The organism is Pseudothauera hydrothermalis (assembly GCF_003345255.1).
Lineage (GTDB): Bacteria > Pseudomonadota > Gammaproteobacteria > Burkholderiales > Rhodocyclaceae > Pseudothauera > Pseudothauera hydrothermalis.
On the sequence record NZ_CP029331.1, the window covers coordinates 1,998,466 to 2,019,697 of the forward strand.

Annotated in this window: 15 protein-coding genes and 2 tRNA genes; 6 read left to right on the forward strand and 11 right to left on the reverse strand. The window is 64.8% G+C overall.

The features are described from left to right. The first annotated feature begins 13 nt into the window (after window positions 1-13). Entirely contained in the window at window positions 14-589 is a 576-nt protein-coding gene (locus DIE29_RS09630; RefSeq protein WP_114649758.1) for a LemA family protein, read from the forward strand. 16 nt (window positions 590-605) lie between these two features. Then, entirely contained in the window at window positions 606-1,511 is a 906-nt protein-coding gene (locus tag DIE29_RS09635) for a hypothetical protein (RefSeq protein ID WP_114649759.1), read from the forward strand. A 15-nt stretch (window positions 1,512-1,526) separates the two neighbouring features. Here DIE29_RS09635 and DIE29_RS09640 read toward each other — a convergent pair whose 3' ends face one another. Next, on the reverse strand, window positions 1,527-3,443 hold the full coding sequence (locus DIE29_RS09640; RefSeq protein WP_114649760.1) for an ATP-binding cassette domain-containing protein: 1,917 nt from the start codon (window positions 3,441-3,443) through the stop codon (window positions 1,527-1,529). Between the two features lie 121 nt (window positions 3,444-3,564). Between DIE29_RS09640 and DIE29_RS09645 the strand changes: the two genes are divergently transcribed. Then, window positions 3,565-5,703 carry a site-specific recombinase gene (locus tag DIE29_RS09645; protein ID WP_237269438.1) on the forward strand — a complete coding sequence of 713 codons (2,139 nt, stop codon included), beginning with the start codon at window positions 3,565-3,567 and terminating at the stop codon, window positions 5,701-5,703. A gap of 11 nt (window positions 5,704-5,714) precedes the next feature. Continuing rightward, window positions 5,715-5,789 (forward strand) — tRNA-Arg (locus DIE29_RS09650). A gap of 66 nt (window positions 5,790-5,855) precedes the next feature. Here DIE29_RS09650 and DIE29_RS09655 read toward each other — a convergent pair. From DIE29_RS09655 to DIE29_RS09685, 7 genes are all read right to left on the reverse strand, one after another. Further along, window positions 5,856-6,641, reverse strand: a complete 786-nt coding sequence (locus tag DIE29_RS09655; RefSeq protein WP_114649761.1) for a S1C family serine protease — start codon at window positions 6,639-6,641, stop codon at window positions 5,856-5,858. Beyond that, complete coding sequence (locus DIE29_RS09660) at window positions 6,638-7,576, reverse strand: lytic transglycosylase domain-containing protein (protein ID WP_205409722.1); 939 nt, start codon at window positions 7,574-7,576, stop codon at window positions 6,638-6,640. The genes DIE29_RS09655 and DIE29_RS09660 overlap by 4 nt, the downstream gene beginning before the upstream one ends. 19 nt (window positions 7,577-7,595) lie before the next feature. After that, window positions 7,596-8,879, reverse strand: a complete 1,284-nt coding sequence (locus DIE29_RS09665) for a nucleotide sugar dehydrogenase (protein ID WP_114649762.1) — start codon at window positions 8,877-8,879, stop codon at window positions 7,596-7,598. A gap of 51 nt (window positions 8,880-8,930) precedes the next feature. Beyond that, entirely contained in the window at window positions 8,931-11,738 is a 2,808-nt protein-coding gene (gene prsT / locus DIE29_RS09670) for an XrtA/PEP-CTERM system TPR-repeat protein PrsT (protein ID WP_102041312.1), read from the reverse strand. Window positions 11,739-11,743: 5 nt separating this feature from the next. Beyond that, window positions 11,744-13,102: a PEP-CTERM-box response regulator transcription factor gene (gene prsR, locus DIE29_RS09675; RefSeq protein ID WP_102041311.1), complete on the reverse strand. Its 1,359-nt coding sequence runs from the start codon at window positions 13,100-13,102 to the stop codon at window positions 11,744-11,746. A 3-nt stretch (window positions 13,103-13,105) separates the two neighbouring features. After that, window positions 13,106-15,232, reverse strand: coding sequence for an XrtA/PEP-CTERM system histidine kinase PrsK (prsK, locus tag DIE29_RS09680; protein WP_114649763.1), 2,127 nt, complete (start codon window positions 15,230-15,232; stop codon window positions 13,106-13,108). A gap of 78 nt (window positions 15,233-15,310) precedes the next feature. After that, window positions 15,311-16,696 carry a TIGR03013 family XrtA/PEP-CTERM system glycosyltransferase gene (locus DIE29_RS09685; RefSeq protein ID WP_114649764.1) on the reverse strand — a complete coding sequence of 462 codons (1,386 nt, stop codon included), beginning with the start codon at window positions 16,694-16,696 and terminating at the stop codon, window positions 15,311-15,313. A 307-nt stretch (window positions 16,697-17,003) separates the two neighbouring features. On the opposite strand from DIE29_RS09685, the gene DIE29_RS14610 reads away from it, so the two are divergent. After that, a complete protein-coding gene (locus DIE29_RS14610; RefSeq protein WP_159074603.1) occupies window positions 17,004-17,165 on the forward strand; it encodes a hypothetical protein in 162 nt (53 codons plus the stop codon). 90 nt (window positions 17,166-17,255) lie between these two features. Further along, a tRNA-Ser gene (locus DIE29_RS09690) sits at window positions 17,256-17,346 on the forward strand. A 127-nt stretch (window positions 17,347-17,473) separates the two neighbouring features. On the opposite strand, the gene urtD is transcribed toward DIE29_RS09690, so the two are convergent. From urtD to urtB, 3 genes are read right to left on the reverse strand one after another with little or no spacing between them, the layout of a single operon-like run. Further along, window positions 17,474-18,322 (reverse strand): urea ABC transporter ATP-binding protein UrtD, encoded by an 849-nt coding sequence (urtD, locus tag DIE29_RS09695; RefSeq protein WP_114649765.1) that lies wholly within the window; start codon window positions 18,320-18,322, stop codon window positions 17,474-17,476. Further along, complete coding sequence (gene urtC, locus DIE29_RS09700; protein WP_102041306.1) at window positions 18,319-19,515, reverse strand: urea ABC transporter permease subunit UrtC; 1,197 nt, start codon at window positions 19,513-19,515, stop codon at window positions 18,319-18,321. Before urtC ends, urtD begins: the two co-directional genes overlap by 4 nt. 22 nt (window positions 19,516-19,537) lie before the next feature. After that, window positions 19,538-21,160, reverse strand: coding sequence for an urea ABC transporter permease subunit UrtB (urtB, locus tag DIE29_RS09705; protein ID WP_114649766.1), 1,623 nt, complete (start codon window positions 21,158-21,160; stop codon window positions 19,538-19,540). Window positions 21,161-21,232: the final 72 nt, after the last annotated feature.

The following is a 21,232-nucleotide window of genomic DNA, read 5'->3' on the forward strand; positions in this document are numbered from 1 at the left end:
GGAGGATACAGTCATGAGCGTTTCGGCCGCCCTGCTGTGGGCTGCGCTGGCGGTGCTGCTGATCTACGCGGTACTGATCTACAACGGCCTGGTGCGGCTCAAGCACAACGTGGCGCGCGCCTGGTCGAACATCGACGTTTTGCTCAAGCAGCGTCATGACGAACTGCCCAAGCTGGTCGAGGTGTGCCGCCACTACAAAGAATTCGAGCAGGACACCCTGCTGCGTGTCACCGAGGCGCGCGCCCGTGTCGCGCAGGCCCGCCAAGCCCATGACCTGCCCGCCTTGGGCGCGGCCGAAACCCAATTGCGCACCGGCCTGGGGCAAATTTTTGCCGTGCTGGAGGCCTACCCGGAACTCAAGGCCAATGAGCATTTCATGCAGCTCGCCGCCCGCATCACCGCCTTGGAAAACGCCATCGCCGACCGGCGCGAGTGGTACAACGAGTCGGTCAACGCGCACAACATCCGTATCGAGCAATTCCCGGACATCCTCGTCGCCCGTCTGTTCGGCTACACCGCCCAGCCGCTGCTGCGCTTTGCCAGTGCGGAAAAAGCCGATGTAGATATCAAAGCGCTGCTGAGCGCTTGAGCCGACCCAGCCCCGCATGCTGATCCGCCTGCGCCGCGACCCGACCAACGCCGGCCTACCGGTGCTGCAACTCGCCCTGGTTGGCTTGGTGCTGACGCTGGACCGCGGCACCGGCATCCTGACCGCCCTGGTCGTGCTCATAGGCAGCGGTCTATACGGCTGGCTGCACGCGGTGCGCTACGCACGGCTGATCCTGGACACCCCCACCGCACGCATCGCCTCCGCCGCACAGGGCTACACCGAGCTTTACGGCCGTGGCCGGCCGCTGGACGGTGCGCCGCTGCGCTCGCCGGTCAACGGCCTGCCGGTGCTGTGGTATCGGGTGGTCACCCATGAGCGCGGCGCCGACGGCAAATGGCGCCATGTCGCCACGTTAGAGAGCGATGCCTCGTTCCTGCTCGACGACGGCAGCGGCGTCTGCGCGGTCGACCCGGAAGGGGCCGAAATGCTGGTGCGCCGGCGCGAGGTGTGCAGAGTCGGCAATCTTCGGCATATCCAATGGGCCTTGATCGAGCGCGACCCCATTTACGTGTTGGGCGAATTCTGCACCCTGGGCAGCATCGGCCCCGATCTCGACAGCTCACACCAGGTCGCCGAACTGCTGGCGGAGTGGAAGCGCGACCGGGCCGCTCTGCTGGCCCGCTTCGACCTGGACGGCAACGGCGAGATCGACCTCAAAGAATGGGCGCTGGCGCGCGCGCAGGCGCGCCGGGAGGTGAGCCGCCAACAGCGCGAGCGACTGGCTGCGGCTGAAACACACCTGATGCGCAAACCTCGGGGCCGCCTGTACCTGATTTCCGACCTGGAACCGGCGCAGATCGCCCGTCGCTACCAGCGCTGGGCGGTGTTTTATCTGGCGGTGTTCTTCGGTTCCGCGGCGGCCACCGCGTGGTTTGGGCTGATCGGCGCGTTCGAAGCCTAGGCTTGCAACGCCTGGTCAGCCGCCTGCGCGGGACTCCAGCTCCTCCCAGCGCCGCAGCAGCGTCTCCAGTTCCGCTTCGATCGCCGTCAGCCGTGCTTTGCATTGGGCAACCTCGTGCGGCGCGTTCTGGTACAGCGCGGGGTCGGCCATGCGCGCGTGCAGCGCGGCCTGCTCGTTTTCCAGCGCGGCAATGCGATCCGGCAGCGCCTCCAGTTCGCGCTTTTCGTTGTAACTCAACTTGCCGCTGCGCGGGGTGGCCGGTTTTTCAGCCGGCGCGGCAGGTTTGGGGGCGATAGCCGGCGCACTCATGGTCTCGCGTGCCGCGGCCTCGGCCTGCGCCTGCTTGACGCGTTGCCAATCGGCGTAGCCGCCGGCGTACTCGCCCCATCTGCCATCGCCCTCAGCCGCGATCACCTGGGTGACCACGTTATCCAGAAAGGCGCGGTCGTGGCTCACCAAAAAGAGCGTGCCGTCGTAGCCGGCGAGCAGCTCCTCGAGCAGGTCCAAGGTTTCGATGTCGAGGTCGTTGGTGGGCTCATCGAGCACCAGCACGTTGGCCGGACGGGCAAACAGGCGCGCCAGCAGCAGGCGGTTGCGCTCGCCGCCGGACAATGATTTGACCGGCGAGCGCGCACGCTGCGGCGCAAACAGAAAATCGCCCAAATAGCCAATGACATGCTTTTTCTCGCCGGCGATTTCCACATAGTCCGAGCCGGGGCTGATCACTTCGGTGAGCGGCGCTTCCGGGTCGAGCTGCTCGCGCAGCTGGTCGAAATAGGCCACCTGCTGGCGGGTGCCACGACGCACCGTGCCTGCGTCCGGGGGAATTTCGCCCAAAATGAGCTTCAGCAGCGTGGTTTTGCCCGCGCCATTGGGGCCGATCAGGCCGATGCGGTCGCCACGCATGATGCGGGTGGAAAAGTCGCGCACCACGGTGCGTCCGCCCAAGCGCTTGGTCACATGATGAAGCTCGGCCACCATCTGCCCGCTCATCTGGCCGCTATCCACCGCAAGATTGACATGGCCGAGTCGTTCCCGGCGCGCGGCACGCTCGCGGCGCAGCGCCTCCAGCCGGCGCACCCGGCCTTCGTTGCGGGTGCGGCGCGCCTCCACACCTTTGCGAATCCACACCTCTTCCTGCGCCAGCAGTTTGTCGAAACGTGCATGGGCTTTTTCTTCTGCGGCCAGTGCTTCGGCTTTGCGGCGCTGGTAATCGGCAAACCGCCCTGGGTAGCTGGTCAGCCGGCCGCGATCCAGTTCGACGATGCGGGTGGCGACATTGTCCAGAAAAACACGGTCATGCGTGATCACCACCACCGCGCCGCGAAACTCGCGGATCAACGCTTCCAGCCACAAGATGCCGTCCAGATCGAGATGGTTGGTGGGCTCATCGAGCAACAGCAGGTCCGGCTCGGCCACCAGTGCGCGGGCCAGGGCCACGCGCTTGAGACCGCCGCCGGATAGACTGCCAACCCGCACCTCGGCGGCCAGCCCCAGACGTGCCAGCATCTGCTCCACACGCTGATTCAGCCGCCAGGCATCGGCCGCCTCCACTGCATGCTGCAAGGCGTCCAAGCGCGCCAGCGCGGCTGGAGTGGCCGATTCGGCCACCGCTTGCATGGCCGCGTGGTAATCCACCAACAGGCGGGCCACCTCGCCCAGGCCATCGGCCACGGTAGCAAACACTTCGCGCTCGAGTGCAAAATCGGGCTCCTGCGGCACATAAGCCACCTTGAGCCCGGGCGTCCGCCAAACCGTGCCATCGTCGAGCGGCGCTTGGCCGGCCAACACCCGCAGCAGGCTGGATTTGCCCGAACCGTTGCGGCCGATCAGCGCCACCCGCTCGCCGGCATCGAGCTGAAAATCGGCATGGGTCAAAAGATCCACATGACCAAAGGCCAGGCAGGCGTTTTCCACGGACAAAATCGGCATGGTGTGCGGGCGGATGCGATGAAACGAAACGCGCAGGATTTTACCGGTCTGCTACCATCAACGCCCGCACGGTAGATCGTGCAGCGCACCATTGTTTTCTCCGCAAGACTGAAAAGCAGTTTTGAAACAAGACTTTGCAAGCATCCTGCAGCAGTTCGGCGACCCCGCCCGCGACCCGATCGCGGTCTGGGTGGCGCTGGTCGACCGTCTGCGCCCGCGCAAAGCGCATGACACCGCGCGCGCCCAGCAGAACTTGCAGGAACTTTGCGTACTGATCGAGCGCCGGGAAGATCTGCGCATCCGCCTGCGCGAGGCGTTATTGAGCCTGGTGCGCGAACGCAAGCAGGTATCGATGTACGTGACCTCCGGCCTTTTGCCGTCGACCGGCTTTTTCTCCGAGACCGCGCGGCGCATCTCCGGCCGTCTGTTGCCGGAGGTGCTCGATCCAACCTATATGAAGGACTTGCTGAGCGTGGTCTTTCACCGCGCCGACGATGAACTTTGGGTGCGGGCGATTCCAGACGAGGAATGGGTGGCTTTCCTGAACCGGCTGCTCGCTGCCGACGCGCCCGCCGCGGCGCAGGACGAGGCCGCCTGCGCAAACGGCAAGGTACCGAACGCGCTGGAAGAACTCATGGAGGGGCTGCGCATCCTGTCTTACCACGTCTCGGCGATCGGCCTGGACCCGGAGCTGGTGCGCATCGACCCGACGCTGGAGGAACATGAATCGCCCTTCATCGCGCAAAACGAGGAAGTACTCGCCTATCTGGCCCAATATCGCGCATGGTGGTGCGATCCGGCTCAGCCGCTGGCCGATGAGCGCCATCTTTCGGTGATGCTCGATCAATGCGCCGAGGTACTGCAGCGGGTGCGCCGCCGCGCCACCAAAATCGGCACCAGCCTCACCCTGACCTTCAAGCTCGAAAGGCTGCGTCAGCACTTGGCGCGCATGGCCGACCTGCTCGATCTATTGCGCTGCCTGCATCAGGACCGCAAGGTGCATACGATCACGGCGCAACTGGTGGCGCTATTCAAGCAACTGGTGCACGCCGAGTGCCGCAAAAACAAGCTCTCCGACTACTGGGGTCAAAACGTCGAACTGGTGTCGCTGCGCATGACCGAAAGCGCCAGCAAAACCGGCGAGCACTACATCACCACCACCCGTGGCGAATACTTCCGTATGTTGCGCTCGGCCGCGGTGGGCGGCTTCATCATCGCCTTGATGGCGGCTTTCAAGCTGGTGCTGCACGAACAAGGTTTCGCGCCGTTGAACGAGGCGCTGAGCTTTTGTCTGAATTACGGCCTGGGCTTCGTGCTGATCCATATTCTTGGCGGCACCGTGGCCACCAAGCAGCCGGCGATGACCGCCAACGCCATTGCCGCCTCGATCGGCGAGGCCAAGGGCAAGACCCGCAACCTGGAAAATCTCGCCGATCTGATCGCGCGCACGGTGCGCAGCCAGTTAGCGGCCATCGTCGGCAACGTCGGAGTGGCAGTACCCATGGCCATCCTGCTGGCACTGGCAGTGCGCCAACTCACCGGGGAGCCCTTCGTCGATGCCACCCGGGCAAGCGCCCTGCTCGAAGACGTCGACCCGCGCGGCGGCACCCTGTTCTATGCCGCCGTCGCCGGCGTCTGCCTGTTTTTGTCCGGTTTGATCGCCGGCTACTACGACAATCTTTCTGCCTACAACCGTGTGCCGCAAAGGTTACGTCAGTTGCGCTGGGCACGCCGCCTGCTGGGCGAAGCCCGCCTTGACCGGGTGGCGGCTTACGTGGAAAACAACCTCGGCACCCTGGCCGGCAACTTCTTCTTCGGCTTTTTGCTCGGCGGTGCCACCGCACTGGGCGTGTTGTTCGGCCTGCCGCTGGACATTCGCCACATTGCTTTTTCTTCGGCCTATGTGGGCTATGCCGCCGAGGGGCTCGACTTTACCCTGAGCTGGCAAATGGCGGCGCTGGCCGCGGCTGGCGTGGCGGGCATCGGCCTGGTGAATCTGGCGGTCAGTTTTTCGCTGACCCTCTATGTGGCCATGCGCGCACGGCGAATCACCTTTGCCAACGCCCGCACGCTGGTGCGTTTGCTGCTGAGCCGTCTGCTCTACCGCCCACAGGACTTCATCCTGCCGCCATTCAAGGATGCGCCGAACCCGCCGCGTGAAGCACCGCCAACCGAAATGGGCAGCACACCGCCACCGCACACCGCGCAAGGCGAAGGGCACAGTGACCGTGCGCTTGGTCCGGATGCATCAAACCGCTAGAATGCGCCCCGCTCCTCGTAGTTCAATGGATAGAACGGCCGCCTCCTAAGCGGCAAATGCAGGTTCGATTCCTGCCGAGGGGACCAAGCCACAACCGCATGGCCGCAGCCCTGCGTTTTTTTCGCCCCCCACCGGGCGCGAGCCGGCGCGGCTCAGCGCAGCGTCTGCAACATCGCCCGCAGGTAGCGCACAGGTATTGCATAGCTGATCCCCGAGGGATCGCTAAGCACGCTTTCCTTGGTCCGTTTGACCAGCACCATGTTGAGAATGCCGATCACTTGGCGGCTGTGCGGATCGAACACCGGGCTGCCGCTATTACCTGGATAGGCGGTGGCGTCGAGCTGGTAGATATCGAAGCGCTCACCCGACAGGCGGCGGATCAGCGCGGGGTCGAGGTCGCGCGCACCGGCCTGGGGAATGCCGATCGGGGTTATCGCCGAGACGATGCCGCGATGGGTGACCGGGACAAGCCCCAGCGCATTGCCGATGGGAAAACCGGTAAACGCGATGCGCTGGCCTTCGCGCACGCTATCGCCGGGCGCCAGTTCGAGTGCCGGCAGCGCGGCGCCTTCGATGCGTAAGAGCACCAGATCGTGGTCTTTGTCAGCGGCCACCCGCTCGGCGCGTCGCACCGCCGTGCCCTGCCCGTCGGCCACGGCAATGGCCAGTTCCTCCATGCGCTCGCCGTCGAGCACCTCAGGCACCACATGCGCATTGGTGGCAATCGAGCGGCCGTCGCCCACGGCAAAGCCGGTGCCCAAAAAGCGGAAAGCGGGATTGCGGCGAGGCTGGTAGGTGCCGACGGCCACCACTGCGGGGCGGATACGCGGCACCGCCGCCACCAAGTCGGCGCGCAGCCTAGGAGCCGCCAGCAGCATGCCGAACGCCAAGCCGCCGCCGAGCACGGCGCGACGCCGCAGAGAAACCGGGTCGCTCATGGCGCGAGTGCCTGCCGGGGGGCCTGCGGCGCCACGGTCACGGCCGGACTCGGGGCAACCAGGCTGTGGTCATAAGGATGCCTATGCTGCTGAGCCAACCCCAGCACGCGATCGACATACTGGCGCGTTTCAGGATAAGGCGGCACGCCGCCATGGCGGTCCACCGCTCCCTCTCCGGCGTTGTAGGCCGCCACCGCCAGACGGACATCGCCGCGGAAATAGGCAAGCAACCAACGCAGATAGCGCAGCCCGCCGCGGATGTTCTGCTCCGGCTCCCAGGGCTTTTGCACCGCAAAGCGTTCGGCGGTGGCGGGAATGAGCTGCATCACGCCCATGGCGTCTTTGGGCGAACGCGCCAGCGGATCGAGCGCGGATTCGGCCAAGGCCACGGCCAGCGCCAGACGGGGGCTGACGCCATACTCCGGCGCCAGCGCGGCAACCAATTCGGCTATCGGCCGGCGCCGGGCATCGAGCGTGGCCAGTATCCGTGTGGCATCCCACAGCTCGGCAGACAGGAGATGAGGCGGTGGCTGCAGGCACTCGGGCACTTCGCCCACATCATCGCCGGTGTAGCGCATCATCCGCTTTGCATGTTCATGGCCCAGATAAGCGGCCATGGCGAACAGCGTCGCCGCATACGCATCGTTACGCGGCAAGCCGCGCCCGTTGGCGTACATCCAGCCCAGCGCATACATACCTTCGGCATCGCCCAGACGTGCCGCCTCGCAATACATGGCGGCCGCGCGCGCCGGCTCTTTGGCCACCCCTTCACCATGTTCATAAGCCACCGCCTGGCGGCTCAGGTAGCGGGCATGGGCGGCAAAGGCTTCGGCCAGCGGATCGGCCCGCACAGCCCCGCACAGTGCGCACGCCATGCTCAGGATAGCGGCCAGTCCGAGCACACGGGGCAGCATTTTCTTTCGGGCGGGGTTCATGGCCGGACTGCGGGCACGCTCACAGCCGCCACAGCCGGGCACCGCCGGCTTTGAGCGCCTGCGGATCGAAGGCCGATTTGACATCGGCAAACACGCCGCCTTGGGCCAACTTGTCCAGCAGCGCCGACACCCCCATCGCCCGGTAAGCGTCGTGTGCAACAGCCGCAACGATGGCTTGGGCCACCGGCAGCCGGTCCCAATCGAGCAGCCTGACGCCATACTCATGCGCGGCCTCCCCGGGAGCGGCAACCGGATCATGAACGTGCACCCGGCAGCCGTAGCTTTGCAGTTCGCCGATCAGATCGATGACCTTGCTGTTACGCAGATCCGGACAGTTTTCCTTGAAGGTGAGGCCCAGCACGATGACATCCGCACCGTTTATCGCACTGCCGGCCGCAATCATCTGCTTGACCGTCTGCTCGGCCACGTACTTGCCCATACTGTCGTTGATCCGTCGCCCGGCAAGGATGACTTCCGGGTGGTGGCCGAGCATTTCGGCTTTATAGGTGAGGTAGTACGGGTCCACACCGATGCAGTGCCCGCCGACCAGGCCGGGGCGAAACGGCAGAAAATTCCATTTGGTACCCGCCGCTTGGAGCACTTCCAGGGTGTCGATGCCGATTTTGTGAAAAATGATCGCCAGTTCGTTCATCAGCGCGATATTGAGGTCGCGCTGGGTGTTCTCGATGACCTTGGCCGCTTCGGCCACCTTGATCGAGCTGGCCGGATAAACCCCGGCGGCGATGATCGAACCATACACCTCGCTCACCCGCGCCAGCGTCTCGGGGCTATCGCCCGACACCACCTTGACGATACGGGTCAGCGTGCGTTCGCGGTCGCCGGGGTTGATGCGTTCGGGCGAATAGCCGACGAAGAAATCCTGCTTCCACTTCAGCCCGGATTCGCGCTCCAGAATGGGAATGCAGACTTCTTCGGTGGCGCCCGGATAGACGGTGGACTCGAACACCACGGTGGCGCCGCGGCGCAGATTGCGGCCGACCGCTTCCGAGGCCCCGACCAGCGGACTGAAGTCCGGGTTGTGTGCCTCGTCGACCGGTGTTGGCACCGCCACCACAATGAAATCCGCCTCACGGATCACCGTCGGGTCGGTGTGGCAGCTCAGACCGGTAGCCGCGCGCAGGTCCTCACCGGAAACCTCGCCGGTCGGGTCGACGAACTGGCGGTAACTGGCCACCTTGGCCTCAGACAGGTCGAAACCCAGAGTGCGGTACTTTTTGCCGAATTCCACCGCCAGCGGCAAACCGACATAGCCCAGGCCAATGACTGCGATGGTGGTCGTCATGAGAGGCGTCCTCGAAAGATGGTGTGGATGAAGCGGTGGCGCCGACCGCGGTCAGAGTCCCGCGCGCAACTCGGCGGCGGTGCGGTGCAGCGGCGTGCCGGCAGGGGTTTTGCTCAGCACGATATCGAGCTCTTCGCGGGCGTCGGCGGTACGCGCCAACTGCAAATAGGCGCGCGCCAGATTGAGCCGCAGCTGGCCGAGTTCCGGCGCCAGTTCGACCGCACGGCGCAAGTTTTTCAAACCCTGTTCGTGATTGCCGGCGGCCATCTGCAAAACGCCTACGGTATCCAGGATGGCCGGATTGTCCGGTGCCAGCGCCAACGCACGCTCGGCGCGGGCCAATGCGCCCGGCACTTTGAGTTCGCCCTCGACCCAGGCCAGATTGTTCAACGACATGGCATCGTTCGGGGCAATCGCCACCGCTTCGGCATACAGCCGGCGCGCCTCCTGCAGCCGATTCTGGTTCAACGCATGCTGTGCAACCAGGGTACGCAGCAACGGATCGCGCGGCTGGGCGCGCATCCATTGGGCGGCCAGGCGTTCGGCCTCGTCCGCGCGGCCGGCCCGCAGCAGCGCCACATAGCGCCGCACCTCGACTTCGGCATTGGGCGCGATGGCCGCAGCACGCTGGAAAGCCTCGACCGCCGCGGCCCACTGTTTGCGGCGCGCCAGGATGTCGCCTTCGGCAACGAATCCCGCTTGCGCCAGGGCGGGTGTGCGCTGCATGGTGCGCATCAAGGCCAGCGCATCGGCTTCGCGCTGTTGTTCGACCAACAAGCCCAGCAAGCGCTGATAGGCCAGCGCTTGGCTCGGTTGCAGTTCGATGGCGCGTCGCAGGCTCTGCTCGGCACCGGCCAAGTCTTTGGCTGCAGCCTGCGCGGCCGCAAGGTCGATCAACGGCGCCGGCGAATGCGGCAGCAGTGCCGCCAGCCGGCCGAAACTGGTGATCGCCTGCTGGAGCTCGCCAGCGGCAAGCTGTGCACTGCCCAGCGCAGCCAGCGCGCCGGGATCGGCGCCATGGGCTGCAGCCGCTTCCTGAGCGAGCGGCAAGGCCGCACGCGGCTGTCCCTGATGCAGCAAGTGACGCACCAACGCCAGCCGGGGAGAAAGCGCGCCGGGTGCTGCCGCCACCGCCTGGTCCAGCAGGATGCGCACTTCGGCCGGCGGCGCGCCCGCAGCGCTTTTGAACTCGGCATAAGCCAAAGTGGCGTCCACATGACCTGGATTAGCCGCCAGAAAGCGCTCAAACCGCTTGCCCGCCGCGTGCGGCTGGCCATCGGCAACATCGATACGGACCAGATTCACCAGCGCGGCCAACATGTCCGGCCGCAAGTCGAGCGCGGCCTCGAAGGATGCACGCGCAGCGGCCAGGTTTTCCTGCGCCAGGAACACGCCCCCTTTGAGGTTGTGCGCTTCGGCACTGTCAGGATGACGTGCCAACATCCGATCGACCGCGGTATGCGCTTTGTCGAACTGCCGCCCGCGCAGATGCGCCAGCACCAGCGCCACATCGGCCTGAATGCCGATGCCGTCCAGATCGCGGGCGGTTTCGAGATCGGCCAGCCCTTGGGCCAAATCTCCGCCGGCCAGCCGCGCCACGCCCAGGCGCAAGCGCGCACCGGCATGGTCAGGTGCCAAGGCGCTGGCGCGGGCCAGGTAATCGGCGGCGGCTTGGAACTCACCGTTGGCCAGCATGACCTGACCGATCACCATGAGATTGCGCGCATCCTGCGTTGGGGCATCGATGAGCGGCTTGATCGTCTCCTGGGCGCGCGCCGGCTGACCGCTTTGCACCAGCGATAGCGCAAGGAATTGACGCGCCTGACGGTGCTCCGGCACCTGTTCCAGCACTTTGTTCAGATGACGCTGGGCCTGCGCTTGATCGCCCAAACGGTAGAGCACGCTGCCAGCCAATAGATGCGCAGGTAAAAACCCCGGCGCACCGCGCAAGGCCGCCTGGACTGCGTCGCGCGCCTGGGTATGGCGCCCCTCGCGGTGGGCGATCACGGCCGTCAGATAGTGCGTGGCCGGCGCCTCGGGCGCGATGCGGCGCAGGGCTTCGAGCTGCGCCTGGGCCGCCTCGTCCCGGTGCTGGCTCAACAGCAGGCTGACGAGCTCATAGCGGTAACTGGGCGAATCCGGCTGGCTGTTTACCGCGGCTGTCAGCGCCTCGATGGCCTGTTCGGGCTGCTCGCGTACAAGCATGATCTGCGCTTGTAGCAGATGGGCTTCGCCGTTTTTGGGATGCGCGGCCAGCACCTGCGCCAGCTCGCGCTGCGCCCCTTCCAAGTCATTGGCAAAAAACTGCACTCGCGCCAGACCCAGGCGGGCGTCCTGGTCGTCCGACTGCACGGCAATGGCCGCTTCGAAATGCTGCCAGGCAAGATCCAGTTGCGCTTTGGCCAGATAGGCGGTGCCTAGCGCAAGATCGATGCCTTTTTGTGCCGCGGTATCGGCAAGCCGTAGCCCGGCATAACGTTCGATGACCCGATCGAAGTCGGCACCACGGACCAGCACTTCAGCCAGCAGGGGCGCCACCCGCACGGCCGGCGCCCCCAGTTCCTCGGCCCGTTGCAGTTCCTTCAGCGCCGCCGGGATGTCGCCCTGACGTAAATACACCTGGCCAAGCAACAGCCGCGCCTCGGCCAGCGCGCCATCTTGCTGCAAGGCGTTTCTGAGTTGGATGCTGGCCGCCTGCAGATCGTCTTTGGCCAGATAGTCGCGCGCCGAGGCCAACATCTGCTGCGGCGAATCGGCGCAAGCTGCCAACAACGCCGCGCTGCACACGGCGATCGACACACCGGCCAACGGGCGAGGCCATCGGCGGGTCGCGGCACTCTTGGGGGTCTGAGCAGCCATCACGGTCAGGGCTCCTTTTTGAGGCCAAAGCGGTGCATCAGGTCGTACAGCGACGGGCGACTGATGCCGAGCATTTCCGCGGCACGGGCAATGTTGCCGTTGGTGCGGGCCAGCACCCGCAGCACCGCTTGGCGTTCGGCCTCGTCACGCACTCGGCGCAGGTTGAAAAACTCAGCGTCCGCCTCGACCGCCTCCAGCCCCAGATCGGCGGCGGTGATGCGGTTGCCCTCTGCCATGATCACCGCCCGCTTGAGGCAGTTTTCCAGCTCACGCACATTGCCCGGCCAGCGATGCGCGGCAATGGCGTCCAGCGCCTCATCGGTGAGTTTCATGCCGCCACGGCGGTTTTGATCGGCATAACGCTGCACGAACGCATGTGCCAGCAGCGCCGCGTCGCCCTCACGCTCGCGTAGCGGTGGAATTTCCACCACGATCTCCGCCAAGCGGTAATAAAGGTCTTCACGAAACAGCCCTTCGGCAATGCGCGCTTTGAGGTCGCGGTGGGTGGCGCACACCACGCGCACATCCACCGGGATGCCTTCACGCCCGCCGATGCGCTCGATCACCCGCTCTTGCAAAAAGCGCAACAGTTTGGCCTGTAATGACATCGGCAAATCGCCGATCTCGTCCAGGAACAGCGTGCCCTTGTGGGCGAGTTCGATCTTGCCGGGGGTTTGTTTGACCGCGCCGGTAAACGCCCCCTTCTCGTAACCGAACAGCTCGCTTTCCAGCAGGTTTTCAGGGATGGCCGCGCAGTTGATCGCCACGAAGCGGCCCGAGGACTGCGGCGACAAAGCATGTAAACCGCGGGCAAGCACTTCTTTGCCGGTGCCGCTTTCACCGAGCAGCGCCACGGCGACGTTGGCCGGTGCCACCTTTTCGATGGTGCGGCACACCCTGAGCATGGCCGGGTCGCGGGTCAGCAGACCGTCCAGGGCGCTGCCGCGCGCGGCCTGCAAGCGTTGATTTTCGGCCTGCAGGTCGTGCAGGCGGAAAGCGCGCTCGATGGTCAGCGACAGCAGCTCGGGCTCGAACGGCTTGGCAAAAAAATCGTATGCGCCCATGCCCACGGCGCGCACCGCGTTGTCGCGGTCGTGCTGGCCGGTGAGCACGATCACCTTGGTATTGGGCGCCAAATCCAGCATCTCGCCAAGCAGGCGCAAGCCCTCGTCCACACTGTCGGGCGCCGGCGGCAGGCCCAGGTCCATAGTGACCACCGCCGGTTCGTGGCGCCGCAACTGGGCAATGGCGCTTTCGCGGTCGTCGGCGACCACGGTATCGAAAGCGTCGAAGGCCCAGCGCATTTGCTTTTGCAGCGCGGGGTCGTCTTCGACGATCAGCAGGGTACGGCGCATCTCGGACATGGCTCAAGCACGCAGCGGTTGCGGTTCGGTTCGGGAGCAGATCTGCGCCCCGGACGGTTCATCCCCGTCGGGCGGCTCGCGCCCGCTCACCGGCAGACGCACCGTCACCCGGGTGCCGCACCCCTTGCCGCTGTCGTAGGCGATGGTTCCGCCCAGCTCGCGGATGTACTGGGCGGTTTCATAGACCCCCAAACCCATGCCGCCTTCCTTGGTAGTTTGAAAAGGACGTGAGAGGCGCTCCCGGATGAACTCCGGCGTCATCCCGCAGCCCGTATCGCTGACCTCCAGCGTCACCGCGCCGTCTTTTGGGTCATGCACTTGGACGATGACCTTACCATCGTCAGGCGTGGCGTCCAGGGCATTTTGCACAAGATGGCCCAATACCCGCTCCAGCCGTTCGCCATGAGCAAAAACCGTTACCGCGTCGCGCTGCGGAACGACCAGTTCAACAGGCGGGCGCTGGTTACGTTTGTTGTCAGCAATGCGTTGCAGCAGCGCACCCAGGTCCACCGCGCGTGTCGCATCGATCGGCGTCTTATCCTGCAACTGGCCCATCAACGCACGCATACGCGACTCCACATGCGCAACCGTCTCCAGCATGTCTTGCTGGAATTGCGGATTGTCCCGGTGGCGCTGGGCGTTTTTGAGCATCAGCGACAGCTGCGCCACCAGGTTCTTGAGGTCATGCACCACGAAGGCCGACATGCGATTGAAGGCGTCGAATTTGCGCGCTTCGATCAGCGCCTCGGTCACCTGCATGCGGGCCAGATAACCGGCAGCCTGACGTTGCGCGGTCTTGAGTAGATCCAGCACCTCCCAATCGACCTCGAACGGCGTGCGCGGGGTCTTGAGCACCACAAAACCCACCAGCCGCGCATCAGCGATCAGCGGTAGTACCAGCCAGGCATCTTCCTGTTGCTGTAACCACGCCGGCAACGCCAGCCCGGCATAGTGCGAGCGGCGCACGCGAAACTCCTCCAGATTGATCACCCACTCGCGCTCGGCCAAAAACCTGCACAGGCTGCCGCTTTCCTCCTCGACCGCCTCGCAATGCTGCGCGTTGAGCCGCGAATGCGGCCGATAGCGCCCGTCGGCGTGTCGCAGCCACAACACGCCGCCCGGACTTTCGACCAGGTCCGACAAAGCCTTGATGACCGACTGCCCCAGTTCCAACCCGTCATCGGCAACCGACAGCGCCTGGGTAAACCGCAGCCACTCATGGCGATAGTCGTAGCGATAGGGAAACAGGTGTTTGTTGACCAGCACCCGCAGGCGGGCGCGACTTGCGCCTGAACCCACCAACAAGCCAAGCATCAACAAGCCGGCAAACAGCAAAGCGGTCTGCAGCGCCCGCCCCCAGTCGCCACCTACATAACGCACGTAGTAACCGGCTGCGGCAATCACCAGCAAATAGGCGCCCGCCACCGCCAGCGCGGTGGAATGAAACACAACGGTGCGCGAGACCGCGATGCGCAAAGTCCAAGACGGATTGCGCGCTGCCGACAAGGCCACCAAGGGCATTACCATGGCATGCACCAGGCCGCGCACCGACCCCACTTGCGGGTCCAGCCGGGCAAACAGAAAGCCGTCGGCAAAAAAGTACAGCTCGAACATCCAGCTCGCCGCCAGCCCCAGGCACAGCGGCTTGAGTGCCCAGCGCGAGTCGCGCGGCAGACCGCGGAACACCTGCTCGACCAACACCAGCCCGAACACCGCGGCCGCCAGAAAGGCCGCCAGCGGCCACTTGGCGACGGCCGTGGGCTGATCGACCGATAGGGCGGGAGCCAGCACCGCAGCCAGCATCCCCGCCGACACCCCGCCGGCCACCCAGAGCGGCCAACGCCTGCCGGCCTGCCACAGCGGCTGCAACAGCACCAGCAAAAACGCATACCATGCCAGCACACGCAGGACTTCAATGAATCCGATCAGGCGCAGCAACAAGCTGCCGGGCCAAGCGGCCAGCAGCGCCGAACAAGCGGCCCACACCATGCTGACCGTCACCGCCGCCAACAACGCCCCCCCGGCTCGACCACCACGCCAGGCGCGCAGCAAATACAAGGCAAACAGGGCATAGGCGCCGGCCGCAACGCCATGCGCCCATACGGCCACGTCCGATGCTTCAGCAATCATCTGGCATCCAGATCCAAGCTCGACCCCTCGGCAGCAGGCACATCCGTAGCAGGTCGGCGTCCGGCTGCGCGGAGCCGCTCAATGCGCACCCTCGCCGGTGAGCACCACCCGAACGGTCTCCACGAGAATCAAAATATCGAGCACCAGCGAATGATGCTTGACGTAATAAAGGTCGTATTCGAGCTTGTTGATGGCATCATCGACCGACGCACCGTACTGATAACGCACCTGAGCCCAACCGGTCAGACCCGGCTTGACGCTGTGACGCACCGCATAAAAAGGAATATCGCGGGTCAGTTGATCGACGAAGAAAGGGCGCTCAGGACGCGGCCCGACCAAGCTCATCTGCCCAGAGAGCACATTGAAAAGCTGCGGCAGCTCGTCGATGCGCAGCCGACGGATCAGCCGTCCGACGCGGGTGACCCGATCGTCGTTCGCAGCCGCCCAGCGCGGCTTGCCATCGCGCTCGGCATCGCGGCGCATGCTGCGGAACTTGATCACTTTGAAAACCCGGCCCGCCTGCCCCACGCGCTCTTGCCGGTAGAACACCGGCGCGCCATCTTCGAGCAGAATCGCCAGCACGGTGAGCAACATCACCGGCAGGGCCAGCAACAGCAATACCGATGCTGCCACCAAGTCAAAGCCGCGCTTGACGAAGGCGCGCGCGCGCCCCTGACGAAAGCCGTCGCCGTAGATCAGCCAACTGGCTTTGAGCGCATCGAGCCGCACATGGCCGGAGATATGCTCGTAAAAGCTGGACAAGTCATGCACCGCAATGCCGTGCAGCTTGCAATCGAGCAATTCGCGCAGGGGCAACACCCCGCCGCGCCGCTCGCGCACCGCCACGATCACCTGGCCGACGCGCAATTGACGCGCCACATCCAACAGGCTCATCCCGCGTCCGACCACACGCTGCGGATCGATTTTTTCCGCCTCGGCGTCGTTAGGCAGATAAAACCCCACCAACTCCATGCCGCTGACTAACGGATGCCGCAGCACCTGTTCCACCGACGCCGCTTCTTCGCCGCCGCCCACGATCAGCGCACGACGGGCAAACAACGCACGTTCCTGCCGCCGATTGAGCGCACCGCGCAGCGCCAGCACGCTGCCCAGCAACAGCAGCACGGTGAGCTGGACGGCCTCGGTGGCAAAGTGATCCCACGGCAAGACCCAAAAGACGCCGAACGCCACCGGCGCACTGACCGCCACGCCCAGCAGCACCCGCACCAGCGCATCCCGCGCAGACGCCGACCGCTGCGGGCGGTACAGGCCCAACGCACTGTTGAGTGCGATCATCGCCAGCGCAAACAGCCCCGCAGACGGCACCACCAGGCGCCAATCGACCTTTGCGGCGTCTAGCTGCCAGACCAGCGCGGCGACGATGGCCACACAGAGCAACACCGCATCGGTCAAAATCTTGAACAACGTGTGCGACGGAAAATAGTGGCTGAACACCTTGAGCATGGCCTGTCCTCCCTGACCTCAGCCCTTGCGGGCGAGCGAGACCGTGAGCGTTTGCCACACACCTTAGACGGCGCCAGCGGCAGCCGATGTTAAACCCGTCACACCCCTGGGCGTGTGCCCCGGCTATCGGCATGCCAGCGTTTAATCCGACACGGATGCTTCGGTTGCACATCAATACGCGTCAATGCGCGTGAATGCCTGACGCACTTGCGTCAGACAAAACAACTGTATATTTTTACACACCCCTCAAAACAAGTCTGGCGCCATGCACCGTTGTAACCCGCCCGCCTCCCGGAGCATTATGCACATGAAATACTTGATCAACACCTTGCCGGCCGCCTGTGGCGTCTGCGCCGGCCTACTCATCGGTACTGACCATCCTGCCCAGGGCATCCTCATCGCGCTCCTGGGCGCCGCCGCAATCGGTGCCCTGCGTTTGCGCCGCCGCACTGGACAGCAGAGCCACTGACCAGCCCGGGCACTGAATAGATTCACCACACCCGCACCGAAACGGGGCTTCCCCTAGAACTCCTTTACCGCTAGAATGCGCGGCTTGCACGGACAGGTGGATGAGTGGTTTAAGTCGCACGCCTGGAAAGCGTGTTCAGGGTAATACCCTGACGCGGGTTCGAATCCCGCCCTGTCCGCCAGCGCGCCCACGCCAAATCCGTACTGGATGCAGGGCTTTGCGCACGCTGCCCGCGGATCTTTCCCTCTTTTTCCGGCCATCGCCGGTCTGTCTGCGGCCAGCTTGCCTGCCGCGCCGGCCGTAGCCGGCTAGCGCCCCAGATACACTTCGATCACCCGCTGATCGTTTTGCACCGTAGCCAAATCACCCTCGGCCAGCACCGAGCCTTCGTGCAGCACGGTCACCTTGCCGCCCAGGGCCTCTACAAACGCCATGTCGTGCTCGACCACCACCAGCGAATGCGCACCGGCCAAACTCACGAACAACTCCGCGGTGCGTTCGGTTTCTTCATCGGTCATGCCGGCAACCGGCTCGTCCAGTAGCAGCAGGCGGGGTTCTTGCATCAGCAGCATGCCGATCTCCAGCCATTGCTTCTGACCGTGCGAGAGCAGCCCGGCAAGCCGCGTCGATTCGGCGCTCAGGCGGATACGCTCCAGCACTGCGGCGATGCGCTCACCCTCCTCGCTCGACAGTCGCGCGAACAGGCTGCGGCGCACACGCTTGTCCGCCTTCATCGCCAACTCCAGGTTTTCGAACACCGTGAGCTGCTCGAATACCGTGGGCTTTTGAAACTTGCGCCCGATGCCGGCGTGGGCGATCTCGGGCTCGCTCATCCGGGTGAGGTCCATGGTTTGGCCAAAAAAAGCCTTGCCCTGGTCCGGACGGGTCTTGCCGGTGATCACGTCCATCATCGTGGTCTTGCCCGCGCCATTGGGTCCGATGATGCAGCGCAGCTCGCCGGCATCGATCGCCAGGCTCAACTTGTTGAGCGCACGAAAGCCATCGAAACTTACCGTGATGTCGTCCAGGTAGAGGATGACCTTGTGCGAGAGATCCAGTTCGCCCGGGCGCACCAAGTGGGCGGTGGTGGCCTCGCCCTCCCATTGCTCGCGCTGGTTGGCCTGTTGCGCGGCCTCATGCTCGATGACGGTACTCATGCGGTCGCTCCGCGAGTGGATTTGGAAATCTGCCCGGCAACCGCCGTCTCCGGGGACCGAGCCGCCGAGGCGGCAGACACGCTGTCCTGCCCGGTGCGCCGGCTGCGCCGCTGCGCCCACAATCCGACCACGCCCTTGGGCAGCAAGAGCGTGACTGCGATGAACAGAAAGCCAAGGAAAAAGGGCCAATATTCCGGAAAGGACACGGTAAACCAGCTCTTGGCCAGATTGACCAGACCTGCGCCCAGCACCGCGCCCACCAGCGTGCCGCGCCCGCCCACAGCCACCCACACCGCGATTTCGATGGAGTTGGCCGGGCTCATCTCCGAGGGGTTGATAATGCCCACCTGCGGCACGTAGAGCGCGCCAGCCAGCCCGCACAGCACCGCGGACAAGGTCCAGATAAAGAGCTTGTAGTGCAGCGGGTTATAGCCGATGAACATGACCCGACTCTCGGCGTCGCGGATCGCGGCCAGCACCCGACCGAAGCGCGAGGTCACCAGATAGCGCCCGAGCAGCAGCACGCCCACCAACAGCGCGGCCGAAAGCCCGAACAGCACCACCCGCATCTCGGGCGTGGTGATGCCGTAGCCGAGAATGCGCTTGAAGTCGGTAAAACCGTTGTTGCCGCCAAAGCCGGTCTCGTTGCGGAAGAACAGCAACATCGCAGCGTAGGTCAGCGCCTGGGTGATGATGGCGAAATATACCCCTTTGATACGCGAGCGGAAGGCGAAAAAGCCGAACACCCAAGCCAACAACCCCGGCACCGCGACCACCAGAAAGAGCGCCCACAGGAAGGAATCCGACCCCCACCAGTACCAAGGCAATTCCTTCCAATCCAGAAAAACCATGAAATCCGGTAACTCCGCCCCATAGGCGCCGTCACGGCCGATCTGGCGCATCAGATACATGCCAAAGGCGTAGCCACCGAGTGCGAAGAACAGCCCATGCCCCAGGCTGAGGATGCCGGCGTAGCCCCAGATCAGGTCCATGGCCACCGCCACCACCATGTAGCAGAGGATCTTGCCAAGCAGGCTCACCCAGTAAGACGACACATGCAGCGCATGCTCTGGCGGCAGCGCCAGGTGAGCGATCGGCATCCACACCCAGGCAAACAGCGCGAAGAAGATGAGCGCCACCCAGCCGGCGCGCGGCATGCTGGCAAACAGTCGGATGGTCAATGGGGTGCGCATGCGGCACGTCCTCCGCTATGAATCAGTTGTCTGCGAAGCGGCCCTTCAAGGCAAAGAGACCTTGGGGGCGCTTTTGGATGAAAGCGATGATGAACACCAGCACCAGGATCTTGGCGATCACTGCCCCCGCCCAGTTCTCCAGGAACTTGGCAACGATGCCCAGGCCCAGCGCGGCCCATACTGTGCCGGCCAACTGGCCGACCCCGCCCAGTACCACCACCATGAAGGCATCGACGATGTAGCCGGTGCCCATGGCCGGGCCCACGTTGGCGATCTGTGACAGCGCCACCCCGCCCAACCCGGCAATCCCGGCCCCCATGGCGAAGGCCAGCGTATCGACCCGCGCAGTGGGTACCCCCACGCAACCGGCCATGGCACGGTTTTGGGTGACCGCCCGCACGAACATGCCCAACCGGGTGCGGTTCATCATCAGCCACACCAAGGCCAGCACGAAGACGCCAAAGCCGAGGATGACGATGCGGTTGTACGGCAGCACCACGCCGGCGGCCAGCGCCACCCCGCCGGACATCCAACTCGGATTGGCAAGTTCCACGTTTTGCGGCCCGAAGATCACCCGCGCAGCCTGGATCAGCACCAGCGAGATACCCCAGGTGGCCAGCAAGGATTCCAGCGGCCGGCCGTAAAGAAAGCGCAGCACCGTGCGTTCCATGAGCACTCCCACCGCTGCGGCGGCGAAAAAGCCGGCGGGAATGGCGGCCACCACGTACCAATCCAGCCATTGCGGCAAATGGGCGCGGAACAGGTTTTGCACTAAATAGGCGGCATAGGCACCGATCATCAACAGCTCGCCGTGTGCCATGTTGATGACGCCCATCACCCCGTAAGTGATTGCCAACCCGAGCGCGGCGAGCAGCAGGATGGAGCCCAGCGACAGGCCGGAAAACACCGTGCCCAGGTGCTGGGCGAAGGCCACCCGGCGCTCGATAGCCCTGATCGAATCGGCCGCGGCCTCGCGCACCAGGGCGTCGGGCTCGTTAGCGGGCGACAGCAAAGGCTCCAGCATCGTGCGCACCGCAGGATCGGACGACTGACCCAACGCGCTGACCGCCTTCAAGCGCTGGGCGGGCTCGGCAGCGTTCAGATGAATCCGCGCAACGGCAAGCCGCAGGATGTGCCCGATGGCCTCGTCAGACTCCTTGCCCAAGGCGCGTTCGAGTAACGGCAGCAAGGTCTCGGAAGCGTTGTCGCGCAAGGTATTGGCCGCGGCAAGACGGGTTTCGCGCGCCGGGGCAGACACATCCAACGCCGCCTTGGCGGTGGCGATTGCGCGGCGCACACGGTTATTGACCCGCAGGGTATCGACCACATCCGCATCAACCGCAAGGGCAGCGCCGCTGGCCGCATCGGTCACCACGCCGCCGCTCAGCACTACCACACGTCCGTTGACCACCCCCAGCTCGCCGGCTTCCAACGCGGCGATCAGCCGGCGCGCATCCTCTCCGCCGGCGGCGCCGATGGCCTCGATGGCGGCGATGCGCGCGCTAAAGTCACCGCTGGCCAGCTGCGCGAGCACCGCCTCATCCAGCGCCGCGCGGGCCTTGCCGGCGGCCAACAGCAAAAACAAAACCGCAAGCAGCGGCCCAATCAGCCCGCTGCGGAACGTCGCATGGAAGCTTCGTTTCATGTCACGACTCTTGAAGGCCGCCGTTTCCACTGCGGCCTCGGATGGCAATCCAGACCTGATCGACACACACCC